This window comes from Streptomyces sp. NPDC107454 (assembly GCF_055582885.1).
Window position 1 is genome coordinate 229,910 of the sequence record NZ_JBVJPA010000005.1, and the last position, 13,276, is coordinate 243,185.

At 69.0% G+C, this 13,276-nt stretch carries 8 protein-coding genes; 3 read left to right on the top strand and 5 right to left on the bottom strand.

All coding sequences use genetic code 11. The annotated features are described in order from the left end of the window. Positions 1-80: 80 nt before the first annotated feature. Genes ACZ69M_RS13955 through ACZ69M_RS13965 form a run of 3 tightly spaced genes read left to right on the top strand, consistent with a single transcriptional unit; the run spans position 81 to position 3,507 of the window. Positions 81-602, top strand: a complete 522-nt coding sequence (locus ACZ69M_RS13955; RefSeq protein WP_387045989.1) for a hypothetical protein — start codon at positions 81-83, stop codon at positions 600-602. Beyond that, complete coding sequence (locus ACZ69M_RS13960) at positions 599-2,020, top strand: KGGVGR-motif variant AAA ATPase (RefSeq protein ID WP_470049650.1); 1,422 nt, start codon at positions 599-601, stop codon at positions 2,018-2,020. Before ACZ69M_RS13955 ends, ACZ69M_RS13960 begins: the two co-directional genes overlap by 4 nt. Then, positions 2,017-3,507: a hypothetical protein gene (locus ACZ69M_RS13965; RefSeq protein WP_470049652.1), complete on the top strand. Its 1,491-nt coding sequence runs from the start codon at positions 2,017-2,019 to the stop codon at positions 3,505-3,507. Before ACZ69M_RS13960 ends, ACZ69M_RS13965 begins: the two co-directional genes overlap by 4 nt. A gap of 23 nt (positions 3,508-3,530) precedes the next feature. Here the strand turns inward: ACZ69M_RS13965 and pglW are convergent, their stop codons facing one another. The 5 genes from pglW to ACZ69M_RS13990 all read right to left on the bottom strand — a co-directional run bounded on the left by pglW (position 3,531) and on the right by ACZ69M_RS13990 (position 13,155). Continuing rightward, on the bottom strand, positions 3,531-7,964 hold the full coding sequence (pglW, locus tag ACZ69M_RS13970; RefSeq protein WP_470049654.1) for a BREX system serine/threonine kinase PglW: 4,434 nt from the start codon (positions 7,962-7,964) through the stop codon (positions 3,531-3,533). Between the two features lie 313 nt (positions 7,965-8,277). Further along, entirely contained in the window at positions 8,278-10,485 is a 2,208-nt protein-coding gene (locus ACZ69M_RS13975) for a caspase, EACC1-associated type (RefSeq protein ID WP_470049656.1), read from the bottom strand. Further along, complete coding sequence (locus tag ACZ69M_RS13980) at positions 10,485-10,898, bottom strand: effector-associated constant component EACC1 (RefSeq protein WP_470049658.1); 414 nt, start codon at positions 10,896-10,898, stop codon at positions 10,485-10,487. Before ACZ69M_RS13980 ends, ACZ69M_RS13975 begins: the two co-directional genes overlap by 1 nt. 152 nt (positions 10,899-11,050) lie before the next feature. After that, a complete protein-coding gene (locus tag ACZ69M_RS13985) occupies positions 11,051-12,373 on the bottom strand; it encodes a 7-cyano-7-deazaguanine synthase (RefSeq protein WP_470049660.1) in 1,323 nt (440 codons plus the stop codon). Next, positions 12,370-13,155, bottom strand: coding sequence for a hypothetical protein (locus ACZ69M_RS13990; RefSeq protein WP_470049662.1), 786 nt, complete (start codon positions 13,153-13,155; stop codon positions 12,370-12,372). The genes ACZ69M_RS13985 and ACZ69M_RS13990 overlap by 4 nt, the downstream gene beginning before the upstream one ends. Between the last annotated feature and the right edge of the window lie 121 nt (positions 13,156-13,276).

Below are 13,276 nucleotides of genomic sequence, written 5' to 3' on the forward strand. Positions count from 1 at the left end.
CCCCGCACGAGGGTTCAGGGCCGTCGCGATATGGGAAAAGCCCCCGCAACTCCCTTGACCAGCTCGTTAAAGTGATCGTCGTGACGGCCTCGACACCCTCCGCAGCCACCGCGGCACAGCCGCCCGCCTTCGCGGCGGCGAGCAGGAACCACTATCGCGCGGCCACGCTGGCCTCCACGAAGGACCTGCGGATATCCGCCGACCACCTGGCCGGGCTGGCGGCGGAGTGTGCCGTCAAGGCCATCCTCGCCGACTTTCTCGGCTCCCGGCTCAACGCGAGGAATCGGCTGGAGAACGCGGAGGTCGCGACCGTCAAGGGAGCCCCCGGCAACCGGACGAGGAAGCCCCAGGAACACGGCCACCTCCCCGAACTCTGGGAACACCTCACCGCCGTCGCCCACCGCCGCCGAGGCGGCGGCTCGGGTGCGCTGTTCACACAGCTCATCTGGGAGAACCCGTTCGCCGACTGGGACGTCGGAGACCGCTACTGCGACGGCACTGCAATCACCGACACCGTCCTCGGCCGGCACCTGAAGGCCGCGTACGACCTCATCGCCGCCCATGAGCAGGCCGGCATCCTGGGAACGAGGACCCGCGCATGAGCCGTACCCCCGTGCGGTTCGACACCGCCTGGCAGGCCGCCCTCGACCACGCCCGGCAGGCCGCCGCGCAGTTCGGCATGGATGTCGTCGTGACCCGGGACGTGCTGGGCCGGGCCTGTCTCCTCATCGACGACCGGGGAAACCCCCTCCCGCACGACGACACGCGGGTGGTGGCGCTCCGGGACGCGTTCACGGCCGCCACGAGCCCCTTCACCGGACTCGAACCGCTCCTGTACGGCGACAAGTTGTTCGCCCCCGAGCTGTACTTCGACGCTGACGACCGCGTCGAGATCAGCCTCCCGCAGGGCTCCGGCACCGGTCCCGGTTCCGCGCCCGGCAGTGTGCACGCGCTGGAGCGGACCGTCATCGGCACCGACTGGGCCCGTAACACCCCTTCGCCCTCCCCCGGGACCGCCGGGCGCCGGGACCGGCGGGTGGCGATGTACGGCTTCAAGGGCGGCGTAGGACGCACCACCGCGACCGCCGTCCTCGCCCGGCACCTGGCCGGACAGGGCCGCTGCGTGCTCGTGGTCGACCTCGACCTGGAGTCACCGGGCATCTCCAACCTGCTGGAGGACCCCGCCGGAATCCCACGCCACGGCATCGTCGACCACCTGATAGAGGCCGGCGTCGGGAACTCCGAGGGGCTGGAACTGGTGGCGCGCAGCACCACGTTGCGTTTCAAGGAAGGCAACGGGGAGGTGTGGCTCGCGCCCGCCGGTGGCTCTCCGCTAGTGGGAGAGTCATACGACTATCTCGCCAAGCTCAACCGCATCTACAGCGACCTCGCCGGGCTCAACCCCGGTGACGGCGAACGCCCCTTCTCTCTGCGGCTGGAGCAGGCGATCGCCGCCTGCGAGGACCAGGTGACGGAGCTGTCGCGGCCACCGGACGTCGTCCTGCTGGACAGCAGGGCCGGTATGCACGACATCGCGGCGGTCACCCTGACCCATCTCAGCGGGCTCGCGCTGCTGTTCGCGGTGGACAACCCCTCTACCTGGGAGGGATACCGGATGCTGTTCGCCCAGTGGCAGCATCGCCCTGTCCTGGCCCGGGAGTTGCGCGAGCGGCTGCGGATCGTGGCGGCTATGTTCCACTCCGCCGGGGACGCGAAGCGGCTGCCCGCCCTGCGTGACCGCGCCCAGCAGCTGTTCGCCTCGACGCTCTACGACCAACTCGACACGGACACCACCGACAGCGGGGACGAGGACGAGGAGCCGTACCACCCTCCGCTGGAGGACGACGACGCGCCGCACTCCCCCATTCCCATCCTCTTCGGCAACGACCTGGTGGGTCTCGACCCCCTGCGCAGCCGGGACTGGCCCGAGCTGCCGTTCGTCGAGGCCGCGTACCGGACGTTCACGGCTACGGTGGAGCGTCTGCTGCCGGAACCACACCCCGCCCCGGAGTCCTCATGACCGCCGTCCCGACCACCGACGAGTACCGCACCCTGATCAACAGGGCCCTCGGTGTCGCGCTCGACGCGGACACGGAGGGTCCCGACCTGCGGCGGCTGTTCACCCCGTCCAGCCATCGCCTCGCCCTGGACCCCGACGTGACCGTGGTCCGTGGGGCGCGTGGCACGGGCAAGACGTACTGGGCGAAGGCGTTGACCGACCCTGACCTGCGGGACGTTGCCGCGAGGTCGTACATGATGCCGCGGCTGCGACGGGTCCGGGTCAGCATCGGGTTCACGACCGGGGGCGGAAGCGACACCCCTTACCCGAGCAAGCGCAAGATCGCCAGGCTGCTGCGCAGCGTGACCGATCCCGAGGTCTTCGAAATCTTCTGGCAGACGGTCGTGATGATGGCACTCGGCGTACCGGAGGTCGCTCGCATCCCCGATTGGGCCGACCGTATCCGGTGGGCCGAGGAGAACGAGGACGCGTTCGACGACGCGCTGCGTCGGGCGGACCGGGAGGCCCGGGACAGCGGTGAGACGCGCGTGTTGCTCTTCGACGCCCTGGACCACCTGCACGGGGACCGTAAGACCGCCGACCGGCTGGTGTCGGCGCTGTTCCAGGTGGCGCTGGAGCTGCGGCTGACCACGGGGGCACTGCGCGCCAAGATCTTCGTACGTCCCGACATGTACGACAGCGCGCCCAAGACGTTCCCCGACGCGTCCAAACTGGGTGCCAACGCAACCGACCTGTCGTGGAGCCGGGAGAACCTCTACGGGCTGCTCTTCCACCAGCTGGGCAACCACCAGAGCCCGGAGGCGGAGAAGTTCCGCGCGCGGCACGGCGAGTGGCAGGCGGAGGGCGAGGGACGGTTCATCGCGCCGGTCGACGTCATCGCCGACGAGAAGCGCCAGGAGCAGGTCTTCGTCACGCTGGCCGGGCCCTACATGGGGACCGACCGGCGCAAGGGCCACACGTTCACCTGGGTGCCGAACCACCTCCAGGACGGCAAGGGGCGCGTGAGCCCGAGAACCTGGCTGCTCGCCCTGCGCACCGCCGCGACCGTGACTGCCGAACGACACGCCGGGCACTCCTACCCGCTGCACTACGAGGCGATCCGGGACAGCCTGCACGCCGCTTCGGAAACGCGGGTGGCCGAACTGAAGGACGACATCGGCTGGGCCGCCGCCGCGATCGAACAGTTCGAGGGCGTGCAGGTGCCGATGGAGCCGTCCCAGGTCCGCTTTCTGTGGGAGCGGGGCGGCCTCGCCGACATTCTGCGGGACATGGCCGAAGTCGACGAAGGCGCTGAGGGGCCGGAAGACGAGGAGGAACCCGAAGGCGGTAGCGGCCCCCGTGACCCCGATGACCCCTTCGCGCTGATAGAGGAACTGGTGGCCCTCGGCGTGCTCACCGAACGCGCCAACGGTGCCCTTGACCTGCCCGACGTGTACCGGCTGGCGTTCAACATCGGCCGCAAGGGCGGGGTCCCGCGCAGGTCGTGAGCCCCACCGTCCGGTGTCGGCGCTCACCGCCGTAGCAGCTCCAGCGACTCCAGGAATTCCCCGTCCAGGTGCTCCTTTTCGCCGTCCCCGGGAATCACCTCAACCGTGCGGCCGTCGAGTGCCGCGCCCTGGGCACGGTTCTCGACCGGGCATAGCAGCCACAGGCCGTGCGGCGTGTCGGCCGGGCGACGGGCCGCGTTCTGGAGCCGGACCAGGAAGGCGTGACCGCCCTCGTCCCAATAACGGGCGATCAGTCCCGCGTCGTGGAGGAACAGGACAGTGCGCGGCGCGTCGGCCCGTGCGAGCACCGTCTGCTCCACGCGCTGCCAGACCACCCGCACGAAGGACGCCAGTCCCGGCTTGATGCCACCGGGAGTGGAGAGGCTGTCGGCGCGCAGGACCTTCTCCCAGTCCTGCCCCTTCTCGACGGCCAAGGCACGGAAGGCGGTGAGGAACACGGCCGACAGGTCGACCGCCTCGACCGGGAAGGCGGCGGCCACCGCCTCCGCCGCTCCCGCGAACGACGTTCCCTTCACGGTGAGGGCGAGGAACCCGCCCCGCTCCGCCAGCCCGGTGAGCCGGTCGCGTAGCGGGCCGTGCGGGTCCTCGCGGTCGGCGCGGGTGCGGGGGGTGGGCGGCTGGTAGCTGGTGAGGGCGCCGGTGGAGCTCCACGGACCTACCGACTCCGGCGGCCTGGGGAAGAACTTCTCGGCCTCGTCGTCGTAAACAAGGTCGAAGCGCGCGCCTTCCAAGGCGTCCAGCAGCTCCACGTGGGTGGGTTCCTGTCCACCCGACAGCAGGTCCAGGGCGGGGAAGCGTGCGCGCAGGCGGGCCACGAGCTCGCCGACGGTGATCCCCCGGTCGCGGCGGATGCCCGCGCCCGCCTGGGAGATCCGCAGTGCCCGTTCCAGGCTCAGGTCACGCGGATACAGCTCCAGCCGGGGGGTGGCCGCGACGCCTGGAGCCGTCGCGGCCGCCAGGGAAACCAACCGGGTGTCGGCGAGCGGGGCCAGTCCGTCGGGCGCGGGCACGGACCGCAGGATGCGCAGGACCTCGCCGCGGCCGGGCAGGGGGTCCTGTCCGGCAAGCCGCTCGGCCGTCTGGCCAAGCAGCGCCGCGTAGTCCGCCAGCTCGCGCGGGCTGGGATCGTCTGCCCCCGGCAAGGACTCAGAGGCGAGCAGGACCGTGTCGCCACGCCGGTGCACGGCGAACCTGGGCTCGTGCTGCTCGGCGGCGTCCTCGTCCTGGCGCTCGGCGGTCTCCGCGTCGGCCGCGGCCCGTACGACGGCCAAGGCGCCGGCGAAGGTCCGCTCGGCCGTGTCGGACCCGGCGCCGTGCCGGGCCCGCAGTTCGACCGCGGCCTCGTCAGCGGTCATCACCCGGCCGACAGACTGGATGATATCGGTCAGTTCGGTGCGGACCGGCGCCAGCCAGTGCGTCTCCGCCCATTTCCTGATCTCGATGCGGTGGTGCCGGGAGACGGATGTCTGTTTGATGCCCAGGTGATCGGCGATCCGGGCCTGCACGGGCCAGAAGCCGAGGGGGGAGAGTCCGCCGTCTTCGGGCGGCAGCCCCAGGGTGAGGCGTACGACCTCAGCGCGGTGCGAGCCCTTGCGGCCGGGCTCGGGAGCGAGGAAGGCAGCCATGTCGTCTATCGACAGGATGCGGACCTCTTCGGAACCGGGGATCGGGGGCGTGGGAGCAGTGTCGTCGGGTGTGCGCCGAGGGGGTGCGTGGGGCGCCGCCGGGCGCAGCGCGGACGCCCACTGCTTGCGGCGCCGGTTGAGTTCCTTGCGGACCAGGGCTCCCGCGCCCCGAGCCTTCGAGATCGCGTACGGCTGGATGTCCAGCAGCTGCCCGACCGTGGTGGCGCCCAGGCCGCCGGCCACCGACACGGCTCGCGGGGACAGGCCGGCGGCCTCCAACGGCGTCGTCAGTTCGGCCGCCGCGGCGGCGCGGTCGCGGGCCTCCTCCGGGTCGTCGGACGACGTGCCGACGGTGGAGGGAGTCGTGGCGGGCGCGGTCGCATCGGCCGCCCGAAACACGGCCCGCCAGGTGTCCCACATCTGCCGCAGAGTGTCGAAGCGGTACTCGGTATCCCGGTGCAGCGCACGCTGGAAGAAGGCGGTGAGTCCGTCGCGCAGTGCGGGCTCAAACAGCTCGGTGGCGATGTGCAGTTGGGCCGACTCGTTGGTCAGCGGGTCGAGTTGTCCCTCGCCCCACAAGGGGCGCTCGCCGCTCGCCATCTCGTGGAGGGTGATGGCCGCGGCGTACCGTTCTGCGTGGTCGTCGTAGTGGGCGCGGCGCATCGAGCCGAGGAACGGATCGAGATAGCCGCGCGTACCGGCCTTCACGTCCCGGTCGGAGGCGTCGGTCAGGGAGAAGTCGAACAGCTTGAGCTGCCAGGTGCGGTCCTTGCGGCGCTGGATGCCGAGGTTGTCCGGCTTGATGTCGCGGTGGCGTACGCCCTGCGCAGCGAGCTGGTCGAGGGCGTGGAACAGGTCGTCGGAGAAGCGCTCCAGTTCGTGGTAAGTCAGCCGCCCCTTACCGCGCAGGCGTGCGCCGAGCGACTGCTCGCCGGCATACTCCAACTCCAGGACGGTCCGCCCGCCGAGTTCCCGCAGCCCCTCTCCACGCAGCTGGACGACGGAGCCGCCGCCGACCTTGCGCAGCGCCCGTTCCTCGGCGCGCAGCCGCCCGGCCTTCTCCTCGTCGAGGGCGACCTTGAAGACGTGCTCGTCGATCTGGGTGCGGCCGTCCTCGTCCTCGGTGGCCCGCTCCACAAGCAGGGCGCGGGCGGTGGCGCCGGTGCCCAGGACACGACGTACCGACCATTCCGCGTCGAGTGACTGTCCGGGCACCGCTTCCAGCGGGTCGACACAAGCCGCTGCCGGCGAGTCCGGGAGGATACTGGCGCGTTCCGCCTGGTCGAGCAGGTCCAGGAACGCCTCGGCCGATCCGAGCCTTTCGTTGACGTCGGCTCGGGTCGCCCGGAAGACCAGGTCGTCGAGTGCCTCGGGCAGGCCATCGGTCACCGCGAACAGGTGGAGCCCCGCGTCCGTGCGGAGCCGCTCGGCCAGGCCGCTGCGCTGGGTGGCCGGGGGCTGGCCGGTGAGAATCAGGTAGGCAACCGCACCGAGGCCGAAGATGTCCAGATCGGCCGGGTCCGCGTACGGCTGGTCCGACTCGGGGGCGAGATAGACGCGGGCCGCGTCCTCGATCAGGGCGGCATCGAGGGCGGAGCCTCCGATGGAGCGGAAGAACGTGGCGTTGCTGTCGAAGTCCCGGGCCGCGGTCTGCCAGTCGGTGATCCGCAGCTCGGGGCCCGCACCGTCGGCCCGGAACGACACATAGACGGAGCGTGCCGCGAGGGCCCGGTGGTAGAGCGAGCGGTTGTGCGCGTAACGGACCGCCTCGGCGAGCTGCCTAACCAGGTCCAGACGGATCTCGGGCGTGAGCCTGCCACCATAAGTGTCCAGGTACTGGTCAAGGCGGAGATCACCGTGGCGGTGCCGGAAGAGGATCGCCGGTCCGCCCTGGTGCTCGCGGTAGTCGAGGGCGTCGACGATGCCGCGGTGCGTGATGCCCTGCAGCACCTGGTATTCGCGTCGTGCGGCCCGTTCCGTGGCTCTGCGGGCCGCTTCCGTCGCCATCTGGCTCACCAGATAGATACGGACGCGGCCCTCCTCCTGGACGAGCCCGTCGTCCCGGGTGGCCAGACGGTCCTCCCAGGACGGTCCCGCGTCGAGCGGGTGCGGCTCCATCTTCCAGGCATCGCCGAAACGGAGGTGGGCCGTGGACTGGCGGATGCCGATCGCCTTGAGCAGCTGCGGCAGCGTGTGCCGCGAGAACTCCGGGGTGACGCGTCGCTCGGGACGGTCCGGGGGCAGGCCGAGGAAGTCCTGCCAGATCCGCTTCAGGCCGCTGCCGCCGTCGTCACGGCCGTAGACCTTGATCCGCTGGACCTCGTCCAGATGGCTTTCCAGGTCGGGCGATGACAGGAACACTGCGGGCTCGACGCGCGGTACCGCCCGCTCGGAGATACCCAGCTTGCGCGCCGCCCACTGGAGCTGGCTCTTCAGCTCCTTGGACTTCAGGTCGGTCAGGTGCAGGGGGTTGTTGATGGTCCGCATGCGGTCGGACCCCTGGAAGTTCCAGGTCGAGCCGGTGTTACGGAGCTGCCCCGGGTGCCCCTTGATTTCGACGAGGAACAGGCCGGCGGGAACGGCGATCAGCAGGTCGCACTCATTGACCCGACCGGACATGGCGGTGAAGGAGAACGTGGCCCAGGCACGGTAGGGCTCGGCCTGCGGCATCAGCGCGCGCACCTGGTCCAGTGCGTCCTGCTCCCACGGATAAGGCGAGGGGCGCTCCTGGAACCACTGACGCGCAGGGCGCGGCGGACCCGGCTTGGGCGCACCGGCCCCCGGTGCCGACCTGCCTCCCTGAGCTGTCACCGTCCGGCCTCCCCAGGCTTTCCTCACGGACCACTGTGCAAAGTGCCTGGTCGAGCCTATCGCGCGCGGAGCCGGCCGAGACCGGTTTGTGGACGGAGGACGAGCCCTCGTCAGGCGCGGGTCCATGCCGTCTCGGCCACGCACTGGCGGTGACCGCATGCGCCGTACGACCACGCGGGTCAGTTGCATCCTGGCGCGGCATCGGAAGCATGTGAGGACGATGCGTGCAGCGGCAGGAGCGAACGCACGCGCGCCCCCGCCACGAAGCCGGAGAGACTGGGCCCGGACCGCAAGGGGGTGTCCAGGCTCGTCGCTACCTGGGGTAGCGGCAGACCCGCGGGAGCCGTGATGCCTTCAGAAGGCTCTCCAGCGACGGGATCGCTTCATCGTGAAACGCCGAGCCCGATGCGCCTGGCAGGAGCCGGCGCAGGGCACGAGTTGCGATGTCGGCAAGGACGGCTCCGGTGTCGCCGCCTATGTCGATGGGCAACGTGCCGATGAGCTTGACCTCGTGGTAGTCCCACTCGTCGATGTGTTCCGTAACGAAATCCACCGTCACCGACTGTCGGCGGGCAAGAAGGAGCAGTTCACAGGCGTGTATGGCGTCGAGGAGATCGAAGCCGAGACGCGCTGTGACGCGCGAGGGTCCAGGGCCGGGCTCCTGGCAGGTGATGACGACCTCGTCGGCGTCACGACTCTTCGCGGTGACGCTCATCTGCATGCCGCCGCGGGCAAGCAGTTCCTGCGCCGCCGACTGTTCGCGCTCGCCGTGCAGGGCGATCGACCACCATGGAAGGGGGCCCCACATTCCGTGTGCGGTCACGTGCTCGGGGAAAGGGTCGAAGGATCGGTACCGCCCCCGCAGATGCTGTTGGAAGGTGACGAGACACCTGTCCTGGAAGTGCTCGTCCCGGCTGCGCTCGCGCAGCAGCTCGTACTCGATGGCGCTCATACCCTCCACTGCCAGGGCGATGTGCTCCAACTGCTCCTGAATGATCTTTTCAGCCCGCTCAAGAACACCGCTGAACTCATCGCCGGGAGGAGCCTGATCGAGAAGACGCCCGAGAGCACGCTGCGCGGCCTGGCAGCGGGCGAGATCTCCGCCGAGGCGGACCAGGTGGCGCGCCTTGAGAATGCTCCAGGTACGGGTGGACATCCATCGATCCCAGGCACGGTCGCCGCCACCACGCTGCCCGAGCACCATGGCTCCTACGTTTCCGACACGGAAGTCGGGCTCGTCTTTCAGTCTCTCCCACACGTCGGGGTATGCCTCCAGCGGGGAAGACGGCAACGCCGAGAGTGCCTCGTGAACACGCGTGTCCGTGCTGTCCCACAACTCCCTGAGTTCACGCTCCACGCGTGTGCGGAACACCGTACGTCCTCGCTGGGCAGTCCAGTATTCGAGGAGGAGCATGTCCGTGCTCTCCGGACTCCAGGGGATCAGTCCCAGGCCGTCGAGGACCGCCACGGTGGTGGCCAGCCCGTCGTGCTCGAAGCCGGACTGGACTTTGGCGATGAGTTCGGTGAACTCATCGCGGTCGGGGCCAGGCGCAGTGAAAAACGGGCTGTCGGCGAGCGCATCACGGATATGCGCCGTGCTCTCACCCCGAGCGAGCTGGGCGGCGATTCGCACGACCAGCAGGGACCCGATGAGATCGGGCGCGCCCAAGTCGGTACGCAGTCGGCCCTTGCCAAGCGCCGGAACATTCCTGACATGCCAGAGCAGCCCTTCTTGGATCGCACGGAACCACTCTTCGCGCAGTGCCGCGAGCGTGGGCTTCTCCTGAGGCCGCCTCCACCTGTTTCGGAACAGTGCGATGGTGTGGCCCTGGTCACCGGCGCGTTGCTGAGGTTTGGGCATGCCCTTTGACGACAGTTCGCGGCTGACGTGCCGGTAGAGGGAGTTCATGTCGAGTGGGCCGAGCACGTCTGGGATGCCCTCGGAAATGGCTTTCACGAGTTCACCTGTGAACGCGGTGTAGCGCTCGCCCAGCGGCGCCATGGCAGCCTGCGTCGCGGCTGAGGCGGTCATGACACAAGTGCCCTCGATTGCGGTCTGGTCCGCGAACTCGTCTGCCCCGCCCATGTAGCCCTCCAGCGCAGCACCGCTGTAGCAGCAGTCGAGGATCACGACCTTTCTGGGCGCCGTACTTTCCAGCACTGCGGCGCGGAGATGGCTGAACGCCACCGACTTGTACAGCTTCCGGCCTTGCTCGGAATAGCCCAGTGCGAGATGGAGAAGGCCATCGGGCGATCTCATACCGTGGCCGGCGAAGTACACCACCAGCGTGTCCGTCGCCTCGCTCGCGGCCTGGTGGACGACGTCGAGTACCTCCTCGTAATCGGCAGGATTACACACCGTCACGCAATGTCTCGCGGGTAGACCTCCTACGTCCGAGGACCTGAACAGCTCTGCCAGCCTGGCGAGGTTGTTACTCACCGCCGGCAGGTCGGGGAAGTTCTGGTACTCGTCCGCGCCGATCAGCACCACACGCGTTGCGTCGGGGTCGGGCAGCCCCATCACCGATTCCCTGAAACTGACGTGGCGGACGGCTGTCCCGGACCAGTGAGCTCAGGGTTCCCACGGTAGGGCTCAGGAGCCAACAGCACCGCGACTCGGCGCAAGGTTTCGTCCGACGTATCGTGCACAGTCACTGTCATGCCCCCGTGTTCGAAAGTCACGGCCCCCGGCGGCGAAGGACGGGCCGCTCTCCAGGCGACCACGATGTTCACCAACAAGCTCGCAGCGGCGATGCCGTTGCTGACGAAGATGTTGATGGTCTCGCCCGCGCTCATCCGGTCAGAGACTTCGGGGGCTTGTACCAGTTGGATCTCCGTGTGGCGCCGGAGTTCGTGATCCTGGCGGAGCCAGTGGTACAGATCATGCGCCGCTGCGTCGTCGCCCTGCGCATCGACGGTGATCTGGATCTCCACGACGTCTCCCCCTGTTGCCTCTGCTGCCCGGCGCTCACGGCAGGGAACGGATACAGAACCGTCATTCCTGCCGCAGCTCTCAGTCCAGAGAGAAGAGTACGTCCCAACTGGCCTTCGCAAATGCGCTGTTGGCTCTCACTCCACGTTGCCGCCTACGCCGCGTCAACGCCCCCGGCGACAGCCGCGATGCGAAGCAAGCGCTCCAGCTCCTCCCTCCCCCGCCTGATCAAGTCGAAGGCAACCACCGGGTCCATGTCCTGCGGCAGCGGAGTATCGGTGAGGACATCCGTAAGGGTGTACTGGCCCAGCAGCCACCGCTGCAACGCCCGCCAGTCAGCACCCCGATCAAGCGGTAGACCGTCCGTCCACGGCAATGCCTCGTACCGGGTGCCGTCAATGCCGTTGGCGTGGAGCAGTCCGGAGCGGCGCACGAGACACGGAAAGCAGACGCCGCAGTTGGCGATGGGAGGGCCGCCGCTGCGGCGGGTTGGCGGCTTGCCGCAGCTCAGGGTGGACTCCAGGTCGGACGAGGTGAGGCCCGCATCGCGTCCGGCTTTGCACACCTCGCCTTTCGTGAGCTGCGCCAAGGGATTGACCACTTTCACCGCGCTCCCCGTGTCGCTGACGGCAGTTGCCAAGGCGTTCAGACTGGCCAGCGTGCGTGGGTGCACGGAACGCGTGGAACAAGCGGCCGAACGCGCTGGCGTCAGGGGCGGATTGAGGGCGAGCTGGCCGTTCTCGGGGATGTGCACGGTGTCCACCCCGTGCGCGGTGGCGGCGCGGATCGCGCCCGCCGCGTACAGCAGACCACGGGTGCGGGAGGAGGTTTCCAAGCGCAGGCCAGAGCCGTCGCCCGCTGGGGTCTGGCTCATCGGTAACAGCAGCACCGGCCGTACTCCGTCCAGCCGCTCCACGGCCTTGTACACCCGCTGCTGGAGACGCAGAAGACCGATCTCTCGAAACATCACGAGCAGCAGCGGTCGGGGGTTGTCGGCGCGCGAACGGGTGGCGGCCCAGCTGAGGGAATCCAGTCCGCCGGAGAACAGCGCGACTTCTGAGGCTCGCGGTTCTTCGGGAGAGACCAGCGCCTCCTGGACGTAGTGACTGGTGAGGGGCCGGAATTCCACGTTCCAGAGGTCCCCGGTGAGGACTTGGAGGAGCGCGATGAGGTGAGTACGGACAGCTGCGCTTCCCCACCGCTCGTGTTCCGTGACAGGCACAGCGAGGTTGATGCGGCGAGTCCACCGGTCCCGTACTCCGGTCCGGCGTACGTACTTGTCGGCGATGAAGGCAGCCCTGGCGACGCGGAACAGATCCTCGGCCCAGTCGGGGACGGGACCGGGGAGGTGGTGCCGGTCGGTGATGCGGCGCTCCATTTCCTGGAAGGCTTCCACACCGATCTCCGTCCAGCGGTCGCCGTCGGGTCGGTCACCTCGGGGGCCGCGCCACCACAGGAAGTGGTCGGAATCGGTCACGCCACAGCCCCCTCTTCTCCGATGATCTCCTCAGTAATCAGGCCGAGCACCTTTCCGACCGCCCGCGGTACCAGCAACTCGGCGATCTTGGGCAGTGCGGCCGACGGATCCTGCACAGCGCCCACCACCGACTGCGCGGTTTCCACAGCCTGTGCGAGATCCGTCGCTTCGGCGGACTCCTCGCAGGGATTCGGCACCAGGTCCACCACCTTCTCCGCGACCCAGTCGGCGATCCTGCCTTCCGGATCAGCCGCGATGAGCACCGGGACCGCCAGCTTGACGTGCTCGGCGACAACGGACTTGAGGAACTCCCCCACCATGTCGGCGAAGAACACCTGGTAGAGATCGCACAGGATGTCCCAGGTAAAGCCGCCGCCGGTGCCTCCGCCCCTGGCGTCGTCCAACTCGGGATGCCTGCTCCGGACATCGCGGACCGCTGCGGCCATCCCTCTGCGTACCGCGGCGTCGGCAAGTGTGCCGCCGTCCCCACCTACCTCCGAGACGAGACGTGCGACGAGCACGTCCTCCGACTCCGCGCCATCGGCGGCCAGCGCACCCAGGGCGCCGGCGAGCCGTTCACCCGCCGCGCAAGCCGTGTCATACAACCCGAATGCCGATCGATCAGCACGGAGCGTCTCGTGCAGGGCACTCAGGTGATCTGCAGCGATCTCCTCCAGCTGCTGATCCGCGTTGCGCGAGTCATCCCGCCAGCGCGCCAGCCGCCTCCCAGCGGAGTTCCACCGATCGCCGTTCGGTCCCTTCCATCGCGTGGATGTCCCCACATCGCCCCCAACGATGGTGCCCCAACCTGCACTTCGTCCATGGCATCAGACCGGACGATCCCCAGGTAGAGCGGGACTCGGCCAGGGTCCCGCGGACCGGCCAGGTCCTTGAACAGCCAGG